This window comes from Caballeronia sp. SEWSISQ10-4 2, from assembly GCF_030464885.1.
GTDB lineage: Bacteria > Pseudomonadota > Gammaproteobacteria > Burkholderiales > Burkholderiaceae > Caballeronia.
Window position 1 is genome coordinate 1 of the sequence record NZ_JALPRJ010000113.1, and the last position, 19,762, is coordinate 19,762.

A 19,762-nucleotide genomic window follows, 5' to 3' on the forward strand; every position below is an offset into this window, starting at 1 on the left:
TGGGAGGCGTTTTCTTTGCTTCTGTTTCTTTTTCGCCGTTGGAAAAAGAAATGAAATGCCGCCACGCACAGTGGCTAATAGTGATAAAGAAATCAGCTAATTCGTGCAGACCGCTAAGGCCGAAAGCACCAACCCGGCATAAACCCCAACCGCCAACCCCGAAACCCACCCCCCGTCCACCGGTGCGAACGAACAACCTACCCGAGTGTGCGGATCGAATTACTAATCCCCCGCGCACAATCAATCACCGCCGGCGCCAGCCGCTGCTCCGCTTCAGCAAGCGTCCACCTGCTCGTAGGTGCAACCACATGCACCGACGCAACCGGTCGCCGCTCCCCATCGACCACGGCCGCTGCAATCGTCATATCGCCGATAAACAACTCCTCCCGATTCGACGCATAACCACTAAGCCGCCCCTGCGCCAGCCGCGCCTCGATCTCGCCAAGATCCGTCACCGTGTACTGCGTATGCACAACCCGCTCACTCCCCTCAAGCAGCAAACGCGACTCGTCCTCCGGCAGCGCTGCAAGATACGCCCGCCCCGAAGCCGTGCAATACATCGGAATGCGACTGCCAATCGGCATGTGGATCGGCAAGAACTTCGTGCAGACAAACCGCGCGACATAAACCATATCGACGTCATCCGGCTCCGTCAGGTTGGTCGTCTCCCCCGTCACATTCGTAAGCTCGGATAAAAACGGATTGGCAACGTCGATCAACGTGTCCGCCGCCAAGTAATTAAAGCCAATCTGCATAGTTTTCAACGCAAGCTGATAACGCTTCGTGCGTGGATGCTTCTTCACATACCCCAGCTTTTCTAGCGTGTAGATCATGCGCTGTGCAGAACTCTTGGTAATCGATGTCGCCTCCGCCACCTCCGGAAGCGTCATCGTTCGCCGCTGCGCACTGAACGCACGCAACACCGCAATGCCCTTCTCCAGCGACTGGTTAAACAGCGCGTCCGGCGTGTCGTCGGCTGCCGAAGGCGCGTCAATCTGAAGATCCAGCTTGTTTCGGCTCATGGATTTATCCAGTTGTTTGACCCAGGGCTCAGGTTCATCTTGCAACACTATCATATCGAATAGCGATACGAACATTTCGATTGACGATTTTTTTGTCTCGAATATGATACTCAAAACATCATTTACCGATTTTCTTCGATCCTTCCCATAAGTGGAGAGCCTCATGTTCCAGTTCGTCAAACGCTTCGCCTTTGTCTTTGCAACGGGATTGCTGCTCGCGGGAGCGCCGGCGTCGTCGGCCGCCGCCACTCCCACTTATACGGTCGGCTCGACCGCTGCCGGCGTGCCGTTCACATTCCTCGACGTCAAGACCAACTCGATCCAGGGCCTGCTGGTCGATGCCATCACGGCAACCGGCAAGGCGTCGGGCTTCGATGTCGACGTCCAACAAACCACGTTTTCCTCACTGATTCCGTCGCTCACTACAAAGAAGATCGACATCATCTCGGCCGCCATGCTGAAGACGCCGGCACGCCAGCAGGTCGTCGACTTCTCGGACACGGTTTATTCGTACGGCGAAGGCCTCATCGTGCGCGCCGACGACACCGGCAAATACCCGTCGATGGACTCGCTCAAGGGCGAAGTGGTCGGCGCCCAGGTCGGTACGGCGTTCGTTGACGCGTTGAACAAGAAAGGCATCTTCAAAGAGGTACGCACCTACGATTCAGTCGCCGACATCATGCGCGACGTCGCACTCGGGCGCATCAAGGCAGGCTTCGGCGACCATCCGATCATTGCTTACCAGCTTCAGCACAACCCGAATCCGCAGTTGCGCCTGGTCGCCGAATACCAGCCGGAAGTGAAAGGCCAGTTGTGCTTCGTCGTACGCAAGGGCGATACGACCACGCTCGACCAGTTGAATGCGGGTATCAAGAAGATCAAGACCGACGGCACGCTGATGCAGATCATCAAGAAATGGCAGGTGGAATAAAGACGGCCTCGGCATAGAGAGGATCGAAGCCATGTTCTTCCAGAACGCCATCGATTTCCTGCCGATCCTGCTGAAAGGCGCGGTCGTCACGATCGAGATCACCTTCTGCTCGTTCATCCTGAGCACGCTGCTCGGCCTGCTGCTGGCGCTGATGCGCGTGTCGTCGAACAAACTTGCCTCGCACTCCGCCGCAACGTTCATCAACGTGATCCGCGGACTGCCGATCATCGTCCAGCTTTTTTATATCTACTTCGTGCTGCCCGATCTCGGCGTGCGGTTATCCGCGTTTCAGGCGGGATTTATCGGGCTGGGCATCGCGTATTCCGTGTACCAGGCCGAGAATTTTCGCGCGGGCATCCAGGCGATCGATCATGGGCAAATAGAAGCGGCGCAGTCAATTGGCATGCGCGGCGGACTGATCATGCGGCGCGTGGTGTTGCCGCAGGCGTTCAAGATTGCACTGCCGCCCTATGGCAACACGCTCGTGATGATGCTGAAGGACTCCTCGCTCGCATCCACTATCACGGTCGCTGAAATGACGCGTGCCGGACAATTGATCGCATCGTCGACGTTCCAGAACATGACTGTATTTACGCTGGTTGCGTTGCTTTATCTCGGGCTCAGCCTGCCGCTCGTGTATGGCTTGCGTCGTCTGGAACGCCGTCTCGGTCTCAAGGGGAAACGATGATCAGGGTCGAGTCGATTCATAAGCGCTTCCATGATCAGGAAGTGTTGAAGGGCGTCAGCCTTAACGTGGAAGCAGGTCAGGTCGTCTGCCTGATCGGCCCCTCGGGCTCTGGTAAATCGACGCTCCTGCGCTGCATCAACGGCCTGGAAACGCATGACGCCGGCACGATCACGGTTGACGGCCGCGCAGTCGATGCCCGCTCGAAGCACATCCATGAACTGCGCATGCAGGTCGGCATGGTGTTCCAGCGCTTCAACCTGTTTCCGCACCGCACCGCGCTGGAGAATGTCTGCGAAGGCCCGGTGTTCGTGAAAAAAGAAGACCGGGCCCAAGCCCGGGAAAAGGCGCGCCATCTGCTCGATAAGGTCGGGCTCGCGCATCGAATAGATGCTTATCCTTCGGAATTGTCGGGCGGTCAGCAGCAACGCGTGGCGATCGCCCGCGCGCTGGCCATGGAGCCCAAAGCCATCTTGTTCGACGAGCCCACGTCGGCGCTCGACCCGGAACTCGTTGGCGAAGTGTTGAACGTGATGCGCCAACTCGCGTACGACGGCATGACGATGATCGTCGTCACGCACGAAATGAGTTTTGCGCGCGAAGTGGCGGACCGGGTGTGTTTTCTCTACGACGGCACGATCTGCGAGGAAGGCGCCGCAGCCGATCTGCTCGAACGTCCGCAACATCCCCGCACGCGCGACTTCCTGCGCAGGGTGCTCACCTCCTCCGACGCGCCTTCGACCTGAATACCCAACATGAGCCTTACTGAAGTTGCACGACCGTTGCCGCCCTCCCTATGGGCTGCAACCGCGGAACCGGCCGTCGATACCCCGCCGCTCGACGCCTCCGTTAAAACCGATGTGCTGATTGTCGGTGCGGGTTATACCGGCCTCTCGACCGCATTGCATCTTGCCGCACATGGTGTGAAAGTCTGCGTGATCGATGCTAACGAACCGGGCTGGGGCGCGTCCGGCCGCAACGGCGGCCAGGTGATTCCAGGGCTTAAGTACGATCCCGACGAACTGATCCGTCGTTATGGTCCGCGCGATGGCGAAACCCTCGCGCAGATCGCGGGCAGTGCCGCGGACACCGTCTTCGATCTCATCGAACGTCACCATATTCAATGCGACGCCACACGCAATGGCTGGATCCAACCCACGCATTCGAACAAGCTGCTCGGCACGCTTCACGCCCGCGCGCGGCAGTGGGAAGCGCGTGGTGCGCACGTCGAATTGCTCGACCGTTCGCAGGTATCGAAGCGGCTTGGTACTGAAGCTTTTGTGGGCGGCTGGATCGACAAACGCGCCGGCAGCGTGCAGCCCTTGAGTTATGTGCGTGGACTGGCGCGCGCGGCCAAGGCAGCGGGCGTCGCGATTCATGGTGCGACACCCGCTGCTGCGCTCGAGCGAGGCCCCTCGGGATGGCGCGTGCGATGCGCGAGCGGTAACGTCGTCGATGCAAAACAAGTGCTGCTTGCGACCAACGGTTATACCGATGCACTCTGGCCTGGCCTCGCGCAATCGGTGATCGCGGCGAACAGTTTTATCGTCGCGACGCGGCCGTTACCCGGTGATATAGGTGCAACGGTGCTGCCCGGACGCGAAGTGGCATCGGATTCGCGGCGGCTGTTGCTGTATTTCCGCAAAGACGCCGCGGGCCGCTTGCTGATGGGCGGTCGTGGTCCTTTCAGCGAACCACGCAGCGCGGCCGATTGGGCACATCTCGAACGCGCGGCGCGGTTGATGTATCCGCAACTCGAGGGTATCGAATATGAATACCGATGGGCAGGACGCATCGCGATTACGCGGGATTTCCTGCCGCATGTGCACACACCCGCTGAAGGTTTGACGATCGCGTTGGGTTACAACGGACGCGGTATCGCGATGGCAACGACGCTGGGAAAACATCTGGCGGCGTTCATGAGCGGCGCGGCGCAGGGACTGCCGGTGCCGCCCACATCGATCAAACCGATTCCCTTTCACACGCTGCAGCGCGTCTATATCAGCGCAGGAGTGGCGTGGTATGGCTTGCTCGATGCGCTTTCCTGACAAGGCTCAATAACCACTGGAAAGACCGTGCCGGCCTCCGAAAAAAGACACTCGGGAACCAAAGAAGCGTAGATTTCATTGGATAGGTTCCGGCCTGTCGCGTTGTCATGTGATCGATGTGATTTATGTGACTCACGCGACCGGTCACCGTCGAAGTCGGACAGTCGTACAGGAGGAGCAGTCATGAACACAAAACAAAGTAAAAAGGGACATCTCGAAGCCGCAGCATCGCATCACGAGCAGGCAGCAAAATTTCATCGCGAGGCGTCACACCATTTCGGCGCAGGCAAGGATTACGACCACGCAGCACATCAAGCGATCCTGGCGCACGGTCACGCGCTACACGCTATCGACGAGGCCAACAACGTCGTCAAACACAACGCCGGCGCGTCGACGGTATTGCCACCACCAACGGGTTCCGCAGACAGTACGAGCGCAGCGCAGCATCACGCGACGGCCGCAGAGCTCCACGGGCAGGCAGCGCAGCATCTGCGGCACGCAGCAAAACACTTCGATGAAGACCGTAGCGCGGTCGCTCACGACACCCAGCTAGCGTTTTCCCTTGCATTGCGCGCGCTTTCTCACAGCAACGAGGCGGCCAGGCAACACGTCACGTCGACACGCGATAAGAGTATGGTGACCGGCGCGGCGTGACGGAGGGAATGCGGCTGGATGGACGGTGCGGGTATCGAGGCGAGGCGTGCCCTGATCGCCTCGATCTCTTTTAGCGGAGCATGAGGAAACAACTCAGGTCGTCACGGCCGCGTCGCCATACGGCTCGGCCGTGCTCGTTTGATTTCTGCCGGATGCTTTCGCCCGATACACGGCCTGATCCGCCACCTTGATCAGCGCGAGCGCGTCGGCCACCTCCTCGGTGTCCGTACAGGCCACGCCGATGCTCACCGTGATGACACCGTGTTCGCTCCCCGTGTGCTCGATTGCCAGCGCGCGGACAGCCGAATGAATGTTGGCTGCCACGACCGCAGCACCCGCGCCGTCCGTCTCCGGCAGCACCACGACAAACTCCTCGCCCCCGAACCGGGCCGCTATGTCACCCTGCCGCTGACTGTTTCGCGCGATCGCCTGTGCAACAGCGGTCAACGCGTCGTCACCTGCCTGATGACCGTATGTGTCGTTGTAATTCTTGAACCGGTCGATATCCACGAACAGCAGCGCCAACGGTTTTCCCGAGCGTTTTGAGTGGAGCCATTCGATCATGAGACGATCGTCGAGACTATGACGGTTGGTTAGTCCCGTGAGGCCATCGATACGCGTCATGTTGCGCAAATGCTCCTCCACCTCCAGCCTGTGCCGGAACTCCACGGAGAGAAGCTGTGCGGCAAACAGAAGACCGACGATCAACAGCGCGGTCACAATGCCGATATACCACGCCCGGCTCGTCCAGTCCGCGAAGACGTACCGGCTCGACGGCGCAATGATGACAATCATTTTCAGCTTGTCGAATTCGCGGAAGTAATAAAGCCGCTCCTGACCGTCTCGGCCCGACGTACCGAAGAACGACATCTCATGAGTTTGTCTGAACCGCTCAAAGTTTTTCCGTCCCGTGAAATCCTCGTCGACCTGGGTCTCATCATTCGGATAACGCAAGATCACGTGACCGTCGTCCTGCAGGAGCGTGATGGCGCCGCCCGTACCAAGCCGGACACCCGACAGCAAGTTCTTGAAGTAGTCGAGCCGGAAGGCTGCCACAACAACGCCCGCGAACGAGCCATCGGGATGATTGACCCGCCGGCTGAACATAAGGTCGACTTCGTCGGGATTGAGGCGCGAGTGCAATGGACGGCTGATGAACAGCCCCAGGTTCGGGTTGTCGCGATGAACCGTGAACCACAATCTATCCGCGAGATCGACGCTGCGTGGAACCGCGCTTGTAGAGTCGACGATGATCTTGCCGCGCGAATCAAGGCACAACAACGAGCCTATGTACTGGCTGGCGGTAGCGGACCGGTCGAAGAGAATTTCTTTACGCAGGTGTTCCGGTAACCGCATGACGTCTGCGTCTTGTGCACCGTCCACGGCTGCTTGAATCGAGAGGTCCGTCAGTTCGGCGGTGTAAGTGATGTCATGTTCAATGACGCGCGCGAGGTTGTCCGCATTCTCGATAGCCCGAGCGGTCGCATCCTGCCGCGCCTGCACCAGAACCGCGAGGGCGAATCCCAGCACGATCACCGAGAAAGCAACGCTGCCTGCACCGATTGCATTCGGATGGCGCGCCAAAGCCGCTCTTAGCCGAAAGAAAATAGTCGGTTTTATTAACATTCGAAGGCTTCCAACGCTAAGGCGCTATTGTCTGGCGCTTGGCCGGCCCTAGCCGAGCTGCGCATTCGCACTTCGCCGATCGACCCTTTCACTTGCAGGAAGCGGCTCCGCCAAGCCGCAATCACCTATCGCCTGGCTCGCGCGTCCGACCTTTCGATTTTCTTAATTCCTCGCGTTTCTTCAGTGTGCACCCTGCCGCTCATTCATCATGCGATTATTTTATGCGCTCCGGGTTGAACACGCGAAGATCTTCTTGCTGGCACGCGCGTTAAGTCCCGTCATTACAATCACAATGTTGGCGTTTTGTAATTTTAAAAATCCTTACTGCAGAGTCATTGTTCACGCCATATTCAGGGCTCCGGTTTGCAGACAGTGCCCAAGCGCGCAATGCGTGTTCCACCTGTTTCTATCGAATCGTTGTCATGCGGCGTAATGCATGTAAGCAGCCTTGCAACGCATTCGCGGCGGGCACGGCCTACACTGGTTATGCGTCTTCTCCCAGACGCGGTTGTGAGTGATGCAAGTGACTGCAGCTTGGCCCACCCTCAGGGGTGGGCCGTTTTTTTTTCACCCCTTCTTCACCCCATGAGCCATGGTTAAGCGAATGCTGCTTGCTCGCTATGGGACCTGAGAGATCCTTCCAACCGAAGACATAGCGGCAGCAATACAGTCACCAATCCTTTGGATTGCGAAGGTTTGTGCATCATGCGGTTCGCACTCGCGTTCACGATCGTGTGTTTGGTTTCGGCGAGTCGTTCATGTGCCCAAATCCTCACATGCCAATCCTCGCAATACGGCTACTATCGGGGCAGACATTTTTTGAGCTGCCCTCCATGACATCAAGTCCGATTCCGGGACGCCGCCGCTTCATGCTTGCCTGCTTGTCGTTGTCGTGCACAGTACCCCTCACCGCAAGCGCTGCAATACCACCGCTTACTGCGGACAGTACACGTAAACGTGTCTTTGCTCACTACATGGTGGCTTGGCCTCGCGGTGGGCCACAGGCAACCGTTGCGTCATATCAGGCGGAATTCCGCGATGCGCACGCGCGCGGCATCGACGGCTTCGCACTCAATTGTGGTGGCTGGGATGCCAGTGAGCCGCACTACAAAAGGCGGGTGCTGCGTCTGTACGATGCGGCCGTGCATCTCGACTTCGACTTCAAACTATTCGTCTCCGCAGACGGCCAGGCGCAGGACGAACTCAACGATATCGTCGCAACCACGCGGGGTCTCAAGGCGCAATTGCGTGCAGATGGCAAGCCAGTGCTGTCCGCCTATGCCGCAGGCGGAAAAGGTTTCAGCGATAGCATCGCACTCGCCCGCGAAGCCGAGAGCCTCGGCGCGTTCTTCGTGCCTCACTTTTTTCCGGCTACGGGCGAGCGCCAGATCTCCGCGCGCCAAGCCGCTCAGGTTGCGCAACGTCTTGGTAGTGCGAACGGTTACTTCTACTTCGGCGCGGCGGGTGCGCCGGACCTGATCGCGAGGTCCACCGAAGCACTCAGCGCGGCACTCAAGACCTGCGGCAAAGTATTCATGGCCCCGGTCACGCCGTATTATCGCGGGCTGCCGGCGGGCACCAACTATCGCGCGTTCGAAATCAATGGTTTGTCCGGCATGGCGACCGAGTGGGAAGCCGCGATCGCATCCGGCGCCACGTGGGTGCAGATCGTGACATGGAATGACTGGGCCGAGTCCACGTATGTTGCGCCAATCGAGCCAGACGGCGGCACAGGCCGGGCTCATGTCTATGACGACCGCTTGGGCGATCTGCTCTCGCATACTGCCTATCTCGACGCGAGCGAGTACTACATCCAATGGTTCAAGTCGGGTAGCAAGCCTGCAATCACGCGGGACCGGTTGTTCTATTTTTATCGACTGAATCCGCTCGGGCAGGAGCGTCAGCAAGGGCCAGGCGCACACGATGCCAGCACCCCGCCGCGCGCTCAGGAACCCCTGTCGTCGCAGATCCATGTACAGTGTTCATGACGGCGCCGGCCGTGCTTGCGGTGACGTTGGCGGGCTCCGTCACGCGCTTCGACGTGCCCGCGGGTCACACATGTCGGTTCGAATGCGCGGGCCGGCACGCCCCGTTTCGTGCTGCAACGGCACGGCAAAACCATCATCGACAAAGCCGGCGAACAAGCCATCACCGACGACGACTTCTCCGGCGGATACAACTACTTTTCTGGCAGCGCGGATGCGTAGCGAAGCGTGAGCGGAGCACCCGTCAGGCGACGAGGTGACAGACCGCCTCAACGCGATTTCCCGCGGGATCGTAGAGAAACGCGGCGTAATAAGCCGGATGATAGTGGGATCGTAATCCGGGAGCGCCATCCGAGCGGCCGTCCGCCGCAAGGCCGGCCGCATAAAACGCGTCAACTTGCGCGCGGGACGCAGCCTTGAAACACCAGTGCCGCTTGTTGTCGCCTATGGCGCCCTGGTCCAGGTACACCGCAAGACAAGTCGACACGGTGTCCTCTGACGTACATCGCTCGCCGTATCCAAGCGCGTGAGGCAGGTCATACACCTTCACCGCGCCGAGCGTGCTCATGAGCGCGTCGTAAAAGCGCCGGGCGATGTCGAGATCGGGCACACCAATGGAAACGTGATCGAGAAGCTGCATGCTCGGGCCGCTGAAGATGGAAGGGTCGAAGGAGACCGGAGAGCGGCTATTGGCCCGCTTCGATTTGCGAGAATGTATAGAGGGATTTCAACTCGATACCGATTCCGGCAAGCATTTCCTTGCCGCCGCTTTCACGGTCGATCACGCACAGCGTCAGCGAGACCGGCACGCCGTCGGCGCGAAGTTTCGCCACGGCGTCGGAGATTGCGCCGCCGCTCGACACAATGTCCTCGATCAGCACGAGCTTGCGTCCGGCCAGCTCCGCGCCTTCCGCGTACTTGCAGGTGCCGTATTCTTTCGCTTCCTTGCGGATGTAGGCGGCAGGCAAGCCAGTCACCTGGCTGAGCATGGTCACGATGGGAATACCGCCCATCTCGAGACCGCCCAATACTTCGGTGCCTGGAGGGATCAGGGGCACCATCGCTTCCGCAATCGCTTTCAGCAATACGGGATCGGACTCAAAGCGATATTTATCGAAGTAGGTGTTGCTGCGCTTGCCTGAACGCAGCAGGAAATCGCCGCTCAACTTGGACACTTCGCGGATTCGCCGGGCAATGGTCATGAATGGTTTCCTCTTACTTTTACCGGGTAACAATTGTTTCGCGGTCGCAAATCTACGCGAAAACTCGCTTTCGAGGAAGCAATTCTCCAGAGCCCGGTAATCTGATTGCGCGCAATAACAGGATCTCGGCCCAAATTATCCGGCCATAAAACGCTTCGATAAAGCCCATCCGCATGCCCGCCAAGGAAGAAGGGATACCGCCCCGGACGCGCCGGGCAGCGATAGACTTGGCGCGCACCAGCCCCCACCCGTCAGCTTAGCCACTGAAGAACTGTCCATGATCACCCTGCAAAAATCCATCGAAACCTATATTCGGGCCAAGGACGGCAATCGCCCGTTTTTGATCGCGAACGCGTTTACCGCCGACGCCGAACTGACAATGCAAGTGAACACCCAGGAAATCTCGTTCCCGGGCACGGTCAAAGGTGCGAAAGCTATTTCGAATGTTCTGGTGAGCGAGTTTGCGCAGCGTTATGAGAACGTCTACACGTTCTGCATTGGCGAGCCGCCCGCCGGCGGACCGGCGTTCAGTTGCAACTGGCTGGTATGCATGTCGGAAAAAGGCACCGACCTAGCGCGCGCCGGTTTCGGCCGATACGAATGGCGCACGGCGGAGGATTCCGGACAGGTCCGGAAGCTTCGAATCACTATCGAGGAAATGACGACGCTGCCGCAGGACGCGGTCGAGCCGATCCTGCGATGGGCGGACGCCCTGCCGTACCCGTGGTGCCCTCGCGAACAGCTTGGCGAAGGGGCCCCGGAGATCGAGGCGATCGGACGCATCCGGGCCGCGCTCGCCTAGCCCGAGCTTTGAGCGCCGACGCGCATAATTCTTTGATTTATCACGGTTATGTGCGCGCGAGCGAAGCGATTACTGGGTACAGGCGACAGGGCTGACGTTGAGCAGGCGGAAGGCCTTTTCCTGAACGGGGGTGGGCCGCGTCGTCATGACGAGCCTGGCATCCGGGTTGAGTGGCGTGTGACAGACGTTGTACGCGAGCGTCGCCAGGTCCTCGAGCAACGTACGGAAGCTGTGAACCGGCAAGCCATCCTCGCCAAGTTTGGTCGCGTCCTTGGCTTTCGCCTGGTCCGAACGTCGCGCCTTGGCCACCGGTGAAGGCCGGGCCGCCCGCGCTTGTTCGACGTACTCATAGTCAAACAGCATCGGCTTTAACTTCTCGCGCATGTGCCACTCGACGTAGTAAGCGAGCATGCACAGAAAGACGTGCGGGCGCACCTGCAGATCGACTGTCTTGAGCGAACGGAAGGCGCGCTCCACCACCGCCAGGCCCTTGTAGGCCGACACGGCCGCCTCGGCGGATAGTGCCGCGGCCGGCAAGCTCGTGCGCACCACATACAGGCCATCGAGCGCGGCTTCCTGCTGGATCTGTTCGGACTTGCGCCCCCACGTGAAGCTCGAGTCGGTGATGTTCAACTCGAAGTGCTTGGCCATCTTGTAGTGATCGATGACGCGGCCCACGCGCAAGGCAATCGCCTCGGTCCCCTTGAGGCGGTTGCGGGCGCGCGTGGTCGCTTCGGCGATCTTCATCAGCTCAGCTTCGGTGGCCTGCAGCAAGGCCTCGCGCTTGCGGGTCCGTTCCTCGGCCAGCAGCGGATTGCGACACACAATGAGCCGTTCGCCGGGGAACGCCTCACTGGTTACTTCGAGCAGGTTACGCTCATCAAACAGCGACGGCTGGAAGGGTCCCTTCTCGTGGGCGAGCGCAGCCATCTGCGGCGCGCGCAGGCTGCTCGCCCAGTCCAGTCCGGCCGGGCGCAATACCGTGTCGATGCGTGCCTGCGTGAGCATGCCGCGGTCACCCACCCAGGCGAGTTGGTCGATGCCGTAGCGCTCCTTGAGCTTCGCCACCTGAGGTGCCACGGTGGCCGGATCGGCGGTGTTGCCGGCGAAGACTTCGACCGCCACCGGGATGCCCGCAGGAGTGCAGACCAAGCCGAACACGATCTGCGGGTCGTCACGCTTGCCATCGCGGCTGTAGCCGCGCGCCGCGAGCTCGCAGCAGCGTCCGGTCACCCACGTGGAGGTGAGATCATAGAGCACCAGCATACTGCCACCCAGATGCTGCCGAGCAAGGCGCTTCTCGATGCCTTGCTGAGCTTCTCCCAGCCAGTCGAGCGCGGCATAGACCTGCTCGAGGTCGACGTCGCCCAGCTTCAGCAGCCGCGACAGCGAGTGGGTCGCGGTCTGCTCGCACAGCATGCGATGCGTGGCGAGCTTGGAAGCAGGCGAGACCACCCGCGCCACCAGCAGCGCCATCACCACCGAGCGCAGCGCGGCAGGCGCCGACGCAAACCACTGCTCGGCACCGCAGGCGTGTGCCGCGCCGAGCACGGCGGCCACATGCCCGTGTGGCAGGCTGCGCTCGATCACGAAGGCGTCGTCGAGCGATGGCACCGCGACGCCGCCGCGTAGCAAGGCCTTTAAGCCTTCGATCACCTCAGCGGGCAGCGATGACAGGTTGGCCAGGGTGCGCTTCCTGACCGTCTTGCCGTCGCGATAGGACTCACGCAGCAGGATCGCGGGCGGCGAGTTGCGGTTGGGGACGTGTTCGATATACATGAACACTAATTAAAGCAAAATATCAAAGAAAAGCAATATACAAATACTATTTTACATGGCTACATGATAGCCCCCAAAAAATAGCCGAACCCCAGCGCTGGTGCGGATTCCGGCTATTTGAGAAGTCAAAGCTCGGCCTAGCGCATCGCGTGCCGCTGCCAGCCGGATGCGTCAGCGCAAGGTCCCGTCAGGCCACTACGGAAGGCGTTGCTGTTCTGCAAACGAAACGCTTCTCCTCCCGCCGCGCCCGTTCAGAGGGCCGGGTACGCCGGCTTATAAGCGCAGTTGCGGATCAGTGCAGCGATGTCGTCCGGCCTTGGCACACGCGCCAACTGGTTGTCGAAAATACACTCCGCCACGCGCACGGCCACATGAAGCGACGCCTCGAAAATCTTGCTCTGCGGCGGATAGATCAGCCCGGTTGCAAGACTCGCTTCAGAGACCTGCTCGGCTACCGCTTTCGCCGCGACAATGAACATCTGGTCCGTCACGCGGCTCGCCTGCGTGGCGAACACGGCCATCCCCAGCGCAGGGAAAATATAGACGTTGTTGCCCTGTCCGGGAACAAACGTGCGCCCTTCTATTTCCACCGGCGGGAACGGGCTGCCGCTAGCGAAAATAGCGCGCCCCGCTGACCACCGGTAGGCTTCCTCGGCGGTGCACTCTGAGCGCGATGTCGGGTTCGAATACGGGAAGATGATCGGACGCTCGTTGATCTCCGCCATTGCCTCGATCACATGCTGATTGAACAGCTTCGGCACCGTACTGACACCGATGATGCCCGTCGGCTTCAGCGCTTTGACTGCGTCCACAAACGTGTCTATGGGTGCGTGATCCACGGCGAACGGCTTCTGGAAATCCGCGAGATCCTGACGTGATTTCACCATCAGCCCGTTCACGTCGAATAGCGCGTTGCGTGCCCGCGCTTCGTCGATACTCAAACCCTCAAGCACCATCGCCTGGCTGATCAATTCGGCAATGCCGGTTCCCGCCGAACCGCCACCCAGAAACAGGAAACGCTGGTCAACGAGCTTTTGCTTCGAGATGTGAAGCGCGGCGAAAATGCCCGCCAGCGCGACGGCTGCGGTGCCCTGGATGTCATCGTTATAAGTACAGATCTTGTCCTTGTAACGCGCGAGCAACGGGACGGCATTGAAGTTCGCGAAGTCTTCCCATTGGACGCAGCATTTCGGATGCAGCTCCTGCGCCGCTTCGACGAACTCATTCACGAACGCATGATATTCATCGCCACGGACACGTTCCTGACGCAGGCCGAGATAGAGAGGATCGTCGAGCAGGTCACGGTTATTGGTACCCACATCCAGCATCACTGGCAAGCAATATTGAGGCGGTACGCCCGCGCATGCGGTGTAGAGTGAAAGTTTGCCGATAGGAATGCCCATCCCGCCGACGCCCAGATCGCCTAGTCCGAGAATGCGTTCGCCATCCGTCACCACGATAAAACGAACATCCTTCTCCGGCCAGTTTTGCAGCAGTTCTTTAACCCGGCCGCGTGCCGAAATGGGCACATACATGCCTCGCGTCGCGCGAAAGATATGGTTGAATTTCTGGCATGCCTCACCGACCGTCGGCGTGTACACGAGCGGCATGAACGTCGCCGGATCGGACATGATCGTGGCATAGAACAACGTCTCGTTGCGAGCCTGAAGATCGGACAACAGGAGATACTTTTGCAGGTCGTTGTCGAGGGCAGCGAGTTCCGTATGCGTGCGTGCGACCTGAAGTGCCAGCGAACTGCAGCCCGGGGGCAACAGCCCTTCAAGATGGTATTGGCGGCGTTCGGCTTCGGTGAAGGCGGAACCCTTGTTAAGACGAGGATCGCGAAGAAGGTCGCGGCCGGTAAGCTCGCTAGGTTTTTGCATTGCAATACTCCTGTCAGCCGGCGCTTGCGGACTGCGCCGATTAGCGGATGAATACGTCGGGATGCCTTCAACTCGCCGTGCCGTACAAGTTGATAACGAAGCTTACGCTTCCATTGCCGCGTTACACTTCACCGGTACTCATTTGATTATTCAGTTTAAGTGAAGAACGACGTCACCTCCGATCTCGAGTTTTTTGTCCAACTGGCGCGCCTCGGCAGCTTGTCTGCCGCCGCGCGTGCGCTCGATCTCACACCACCTGCAGCAACCCGGCGGCTCGCGTTGATGGAGCAGCGGCTGGGTGTCAGGCTCGTGAACCGCACCACGCGCAGCGCGAGCCTGACCGACGAGGGCGACACTTATCTGCGACACGCTACGCGTATTCTTGCCGCCGTGCGCGAGATGGAAGATGCAGTATCGCGCAGCCGCGAAGCGCCGCGCGGCATATTGCGCGTGAATGCCTCGCTCGGCTTTGGCCGCACGACCATCGCACCGCTCGTCTCGGCGTTCGTGCAACGTTATCCGCAAGTCGAGGTTCAACTGGACGTGACGGACCGGCCGGTGGATATCGTGGAGCAGGGTTTCGATCTCGCGCTCCGGTTCGGGGCGTTGCCCGATACGCGGCTCAACGCGCGCCGCATCATGTCGAACCGGCGCTATCTGTGCGCATCGCCGGCGTATCTGCAGCGGCACGGCAACCCGGCGGCGCTTGCGGATCTCGCGCGGCACAGGACGATCCTCCACCGGCAGAACGACGATGCTTACGGCGTCTGGCGTTTCACGCGCGACGGCGAGACGGTGTCGGTCAAGGTGCACGGCAGTCTCTCGAGTAATGACGGAGACATCGTGCTCGGCTGGGCGCTCGATGGACACGGTATCTCGATCCGCTCCGAATGGGACCTCGCTAAATACCTGGAAAGCGGCCGGCTGAAAGTCGTGCTGCCGGAATTCCTGCTGCCACCGGCCGACTTGTTTGTCTACTATCCAAGCCGCCGCAATCAACCGGCGCGTATTCGCGCGTTCATCGACTTCCTGGTCGAGCACTTTCGCGTCTCTCAGTAGTGCTTCGCGGTGATATCGGCACTTATTGCTGATTCGTTCAGTGAACTTTTACATCCGAGATTTATTACCGAAATAGGGTCATCAGAGTGTTTTCACATTGAAAATTTCTTATATTGTTGCCGAAACAGCAAATATATTTCGCTGAAACTATCGTTTTAAATGGTCGATAGACAACCTAAGCTTGTTTTGATCAGAAGCGAATGCAGACACCAACACTCAGTCGCAACGCGTTCCGAAACCGAAAAACAAACTCTGGAGGTTCCATCATGACCAAGTCACTGCTCCCCGCCCTGCTTATTGCCTCGGCTCTTGCTGCCCCTACAGTAGCCCTTGCTCAGGACAACGCACCTGTGACGCGTGCTGAAGTCCGCGCCCAGTTGACCCAGCTCGAACAAGCTGGCTACAACCCGGCAACCAACGACAACTATTACCCGCAAGCGCTGCAAGCGGCAGAGCAACGTGTCGATGCAAAGAGCGGCGTTGAAGCGCAATCGTATGGCCCGGCGACGAGCGGTACGTCGGCTTCCGGCATGCGGGCAACCGTTGCGCCGGCTTCGGACATCAACCAGCATTCGATCTACTTTGGCCACTAAGATCTGACTGTGCACGCTGCGAATTGATTGCGTGGCGTAGGAACGAAAAATCGCTCGTTGCTTAAAGGCTCCGGGCGGTTTTTTATGCCTGATCCTTAAATAAGGCATGCAGACTATCTGAAGAGCTGGCACCTTACGGCGGCAACAAGCATCATTGCGATGCGCTTACTTCTCGCTAGGCGCACCCGACGGCCTGACGCTCGTACAAGTCGCCACGCATCCGAGCACGAGCGCCACGCCGGTCACCACAAGTGCGCCGTTTGCCAACCCGACACCCGCCGCGACGACGGAACACGCCGCGTACCCATTCAACGCTGCGATAAAAACCGGGTACGCGCGATCGGCCATGGCCATCGCGAGGTAAGCGCCGATCAACGCAACCATGGCACCGATGATCACCACCGACACCGCGCCGCCTTCGAACCCCGCTGTATACGCAATGACCGTACACAATGCGGCGCATGCGAAGTGCATCGCGTTCATCAGCTTTGCATTCGATACACCGAAGCGCACGCGGCCCAGTACCAACACGAAGGCAATCGCCGCGAGACCGCCGAGCGCGGTCAGTCCAAGCGACGCACCCGGGTCGAAGCCAAGCGCCCGATCCGCCGATGCCGACGCAAGCGCGGCCAGCGCCAGTGCGCTTTGCAACGACGCGGGCGTGCTCCGGCCGAACCGTGGTGTCAGCATGGCGAGCGCCGCGATGGCCAGCGCGAGCAGCGTCGAGTCAAAGCCGGTCGCCATGCCGTAAGCGACGATGACCGCCGTGCCCACGCCGGCTGCATCGCGTAATGCCTGCCGCCGCGTTGGCGACATCCTGCCCGGCGACTTCAGGCTTTGCATCGACGCCATCACTGCGAACGCACACAACGCCCCGTCGAGCATCGATGTCTCCGTGTCAGAGCAGACGGTTAACCAGGGTCCCGATGCCTTCGATCGAGACACTTACCTCGGCCCCATCCTTGATCGATCCGATGCCAAGCGACGTGCCGCATGCGATGACATCGCCGGGTTCTAGCGTCATGTCGTGCGAGATCAGGCTGACCTGTTCGGCGGGCGTGAAGATCATGTCGTCGAGCGGATAGTTCTGCCGTTCGACGCCGTCGAGCGTGGTGATCACGCGTGCCGCACGCCAGTCGAATCCGGTCGCGATCGTAGGTCCGAGGCAACCGAATGTATCGAATCCCTTCGCGCGGCACCATTGCGGAAAGTTCGGATCTTCCTGCAGCAGTTCGCCGGCCGTGACGTCGTTCACGCACGTGTAGCCGAAGATCGCGGCCTCGGCTTCTTCCACCGATACCGACGAGCAGCGCCGGCCGATCACGATGCCGAGCTCGCCTTCGTAAGCGATCTTGCCGGTGTAGCTGACGGGCCGCCGTATCGGTTCATGCGTGCCGATGACAGACCGTGCGGGCTTGATCAGGAACAGCGGATGGGTGGGCGGCGCTTTATCGAGTTTCTTTGAGAGGGCATAGAAGTTGTTCCATAACGCGACGATCTTGCCCGGCTGACAGGGTGCCAGCAGCGTGATGTCTTCTATAGCGAACTCATGACCTGCCGGTTCCGCACGCTCGAAGGGAGAACCATCGAATGGCGTGACACGACGGCCATCTTCGGACAGCGTGCCAAAGCCCACCGCGCCATCGGCGCGGGAAAAACGTATCCAGTTAGCCACGTTGAAAGCCCTGAAGAAGTGGTGCTGCCGTCTTTGAAGCACGGCAGTCAAAACCAGCGATGCCTACCTTTACGCGACGTACATGGCGTATGCCACGTACGCGCGAGACGAACTAGATCGCGCCGAGGCTTCGCAACGTCGCGACCTGATCCGGCGAATACCCGAGTTCCGCCATCACTTCGTCGGTGTGTTCGCCGAGCAGCGGTGAACGCACGACGTCGGTGGGGCTATCGGAGAGCTTGATCGGGTTGCCGACGGTCAGGTATTTGCCACGCACCGGATGGTCCACTTCGACGATCGTGCCGGTCTTGCGCAACGACGGGTCTTCGGCAATTTCCTTCATCGACAGGATCGGGCCGCACGGAATGTCGTGCTGGTTGAGGATCTCCATGGCCTCGAACTTGGTCTTGGTCATGGTCCACTGTTCGATCTCGGCAAAGATGCCCTTGAGATGCGGAAGCCGTGCGGCCGGCGTGCGGAAGTCGGGGTGATCGATCCACTCCTCCTTGCCGATCACCTTGCAGATCTCGCCCCAGACCGGGGCCTGCGTGATGAAGTAGATGTACGCGTTCGGATCGGTTTCCCAGCCCTTGCACTTCAGGATCCAGCCCGGCTGCCCGCCGCCCGATGCATTGCCGGCGCGCGGCACGGCCTCGCCGAACGTGCCGTTCGGGTATTGCGGATATTCCTTCATCGTGCCGGTGCGTTCCAGCCGCTGCTGGTCGCGCAGCTTGACGCGGCAGAGGTTGAGCACGCCGTCCTGCATGGCGGCGAGCACCTTCTGGCCGCGACCGGTTGCGTTACGCTGATAGAGCGCCGTGACAATGCCGAGCGCGAGGTGCAGACCCGTGCCCGAATCGCCGATTTGCGCGCCGCTGACGACGGGTGGGCCGTCGTCGAAACCGGTCGTCGATGCTGCGCCGCCTGCGCACTGCGCGACGTTTTCGTAGACCTTGCAGTCTTCGTAGGGGCCGGGACCGAAGCCTTTCACCGACGCCACGATCATCTTCGGATTCAGCTCCTGGATGCGTTCCCACGTGAAGCCCATCCGGTCGAGTGCGCCTGGCGCGAAGTTCTCGACCAGCACGTCGCATTTTTTCACGAGCGATTCGAGGACCTTCTTGCCTTCCGGATTTTTCGTATCGATGGTGATCGAACGCTTGTTGTGGTTGAGCATTGTGAAGTAGAGGCTGTCGGCGTCGGGGATATCGCGCAGTTGCTCCCGCGTGATATCGCCTGCGCCCGCGCGCTCGACCTTGATGACATCGGCGCCGAACCATGCAAGCAATTGCGTGCAGGTCGGGCCTGATTGAACGTGCGTGAAATCGAGGATACGCACTCCGTCGAGGGCTTTGCTCATGCTGTCTCCTAACCTTTATCAGGTTTTATATCGTGTTACTTGTATTGCCCTGCGGGCGGTGCTGGGTGTTGCTGCGGCGGGTTTGGCCTGCTTGAACATGATGGGCTTTTTCTCTCACGTTCTGTAGCTGGCAAAGCCCCTTACGGCGCAGCGATGAAGCGCGTTCTCTGTGATATACAATATTCCATACACAGTATTAGTCAAGCAAATTTGTGCTTTATTGATGCGATGCTGCGATGCAATAAGCGGGAGATACTCATGTAATGGCAGATTTTGGTCTTTTTTTGCTGCAAATGCACAAGGGTTGGTGCTCGCGCCGGTGGACGGTTTTTTTTGGGTTCTGGCGTTAGTGGGAGGGGGTTGGTGCTGGGTTGGTGCTTTCGGCCTTCGCGGTCTGCATGAATTAGCTGATTTCTTTATCACTATTAGCCACTGTGCGTGGCGGCACGTCATTTCTT

Annotated in this window: 18 protein-coding genes; 9 read left to right on the forward strand and 9 right to left on the reverse strand. The window is 59.7% G+C overall.

Annotated features, from left to right (window positions below; translation table 11 throughout):
• Positions 1-197: 197 nt before the first annotated feature.
• Positions 198-1,022, reverse strand: a complete 825-nt coding sequence (locus M0D69_RS39595) for an IclR family transcriptional regulator (protein ID WP_301787255.1) — start codon at positions 1,020-1,022, stop codon at positions 198-200.
• A gap of 163 nt (positions 1,023-1,185) precedes the next feature.
• Between M0D69_RS39595 and M0D69_RS39600 the strand changes: the two genes are divergently transcribed.
• The 5 genes from M0D69_RS39600 (at position 1,186) to M0D69_RS39620 (ending at position 5,340) form a co-directional block, all read left to right on the forward strand.
• Positions 1,186-1,953: an ABC transporter substrate-binding protein gene (locus tag M0D69_RS39600; protein WP_301787256.1), complete on the forward strand. Its 768-nt coding sequence runs from the start codon at positions 1,186-1,188 to the stop codon at positions 1,951-1,953.
• 31 nt (positions 1,954-1,984) lie between these two features.
• Entirely contained in the window at positions 1,985-2,641 is a 657-nt protein-coding gene (locus M0D69_RS39605) for an amino acid ABC transporter permease (RefSeq protein WP_301787257.1), read from the forward strand.
• Complete coding sequence (locus tag M0D69_RS39610) at positions 2,638-3,384, forward strand: amino acid ABC transporter ATP-binding protein (RefSeq protein WP_301787258.1); 747 nt, start codon at positions 2,638-2,640, stop codon at positions 3,382-3,384. The genes M0D69_RS39605 and M0D69_RS39610 overlap by 4 nt, the downstream gene beginning before the upstream one ends.
• Positions 3,385-3,393: 9 nt before the next feature.
• Positions 3,394-4,686: an FAD-binding oxidoreductase gene (locus M0D69_RS39615; protein ID WP_301787259.1), complete on the forward strand. Its 1,293-nt coding sequence runs from the start codon at positions 3,394-3,396 to the stop codon at positions 4,684-4,686.
• A gap of 183 nt (positions 4,687-4,869) precedes the next feature.
• Entirely contained in the window at positions 4,870-5,340 is a 471-nt protein-coding gene (locus tag M0D69_RS39620; RefSeq protein WP_301787260.1) for a hypothetical protein, read from the forward strand.
• Positions 5,341-5,433: 93 nt separating this feature from the next.
• Here the strand turns inward: M0D69_RS39620 and M0D69_RS39625 are convergent, their stop codons facing one another.
• Positions 5,434-6,966, reverse strand: coding sequence for a GGDEF domain-containing protein (locus M0D69_RS39625; RefSeq protein ID WP_301787261.1), 1,533 nt, complete (start codon positions 6,964-6,966; stop codon positions 5,434-5,436).
• A gap of 869 nt (positions 6,967-7,835) precedes the next feature.
• On the opposite strand from M0D69_RS39625, the gene M0D69_RS39630 reads away from it, so the two are divergent.
• Entirely contained in the window at positions 7,836-8,954 is a 1,119-nt protein-coding gene (locus tag M0D69_RS39630; protein ID WP_301787270.1) for a glycoside hydrolase family 71 protein, read from the forward strand.
• A gap of 241 nt (positions 8,955-9,195) precedes the next feature.
• Here the strand turns inward: M0D69_RS39630 and M0D69_RS39635 are convergent, their stop codons facing one another.
• On the reverse strand, positions 9,196-9,591 hold the full coding sequence (locus tag M0D69_RS39635) for a VOC family protein (protein ID WP_301787262.1): 396 nt from the start codon (positions 9,589-9,591) through the stop codon (positions 9,196-9,198).
• Between the two features lie 46 nt (positions 9,592-9,637).
• Positions 9,638-10,153 carry an orotate phosphoribosyltransferase gene (gene pyrE / locus M0D69_RS39640; RefSeq protein ID WP_047846594.1) on the reverse strand — a complete coding sequence of 172 codons (516 nt, stop codon included), beginning with the start codon at positions 10,151-10,153 and terminating at the stop codon, positions 9,638-9,640.
• A 277-nt stretch (positions 10,154-10,430) separates the two neighbouring features.
• Between pyrE and M0D69_RS39645 the strand changes: the two genes are divergently transcribed.
• Positions 10,431-10,955: a hypothetical protein gene (locus tag M0D69_RS39645; protein ID WP_301787263.1), complete on the forward strand. Its 525-nt coding sequence runs from the start codon at positions 10,431-10,433 to the stop codon at positions 10,953-10,955.
• A gap of 69 nt (positions 10,956-11,024) precedes the next feature.
• Here M0D69_RS39645 and M0D69_RS39650 read toward each other — a convergent pair whose 3' ends face one another.
• Together M0D69_RS39650 and M0D69_RS39655 are read right to left on the reverse strand one after the other, a co-directional pair.
• The gene (locus M0D69_RS39650; protein ID WP_301787264.1) at positions 11,025-12,734 is read right to left on the reverse strand and encodes an IS1634 family transposase; all 1,710 of its coding nucleotides are present in this window, start codon (positions 12,732-12,734) and stop codon (positions 11,025-11,027) included.
• A 251-nt stretch (positions 12,735-12,985) separates the two neighbouring features.
• Positions 12,986-14,617 (reverse strand): NAD-dependent malic enzyme, encoded by a 1,632-nt coding sequence (locus M0D69_RS39655; RefSeq protein ID WP_301787265.1) that lies wholly within the window; start codon positions 14,615-14,617, stop codon positions 12,986-12,988.
• Between the two features lie 159 nt (positions 14,618-14,776).
• Between M0D69_RS39655 and M0D69_RS39660 the strand changes: the two genes are divergently transcribed.
• Both M0D69_RS39660 and M0D69_RS39665 read left to right on the forward strand, forming a co-directional pair.
• Positions 14,777-15,676: a LysR family transcriptional regulator gene (locus M0D69_RS39660; RefSeq protein ID WP_301787266.1), complete on the forward strand. Its 900-nt coding sequence runs from the start codon at positions 14,777-14,779 to the stop codon at positions 15,674-15,676.
• A 266-nt stretch (positions 15,677-15,942) separates the two neighbouring features.
• On the forward strand, positions 15,943-16,269 hold the full coding sequence (locus M0D69_RS39665) for a DUF4148 domain-containing protein (RefSeq protein WP_301787267.1): 327 nt from the start codon (positions 15,943-15,945) through the stop codon (positions 16,267-16,269).
• Positions 16,270-16,434: 165 nt separating this feature from the next.
• Here M0D69_RS39665 and M0D69_RS39670 read toward each other — a convergent pair whose 3' ends face one another.
• The 3 genes from M0D69_RS39670 to frc all read right to left on the reverse strand — a co-directional run bounded on the left by M0D69_RS39670 (position 16,435) and on the right by frc (position 19,304).
• Positions 16,435-17,154 carry a hypothetical protein gene (locus tag M0D69_RS39670; RefSeq protein WP_301787268.1) on the reverse strand — a complete coding sequence of 240 codons (720 nt, stop codon included), beginning with the start codon at positions 17,152-17,154 and terminating at the stop codon, positions 16,435-16,437.
• 13 nt (positions 17,155-17,167) lie between these two features.
• On the reverse strand, positions 17,168-17,944 hold the full coding sequence (locus tag M0D69_RS39675; protein WP_301787269.1) for a fumarylacetoacetate hydrolase family protein: 777 nt from the start codon (positions 17,942-17,944) through the stop codon (positions 17,168-17,170).
• Positions 17,945-18,056: 112 nt separating this feature from the next.
• A complete protein-coding gene (gene frc, locus M0D69_RS39680; RefSeq protein ID WP_047846598.1) occupies positions 18,057-19,304 on the reverse strand; it encodes a formyl-CoA transferase in 1,248 nt (415 codons plus the stop codon).
• Between the last annotated feature and the right edge of the window lie 458 nt (positions 19,305-19,762).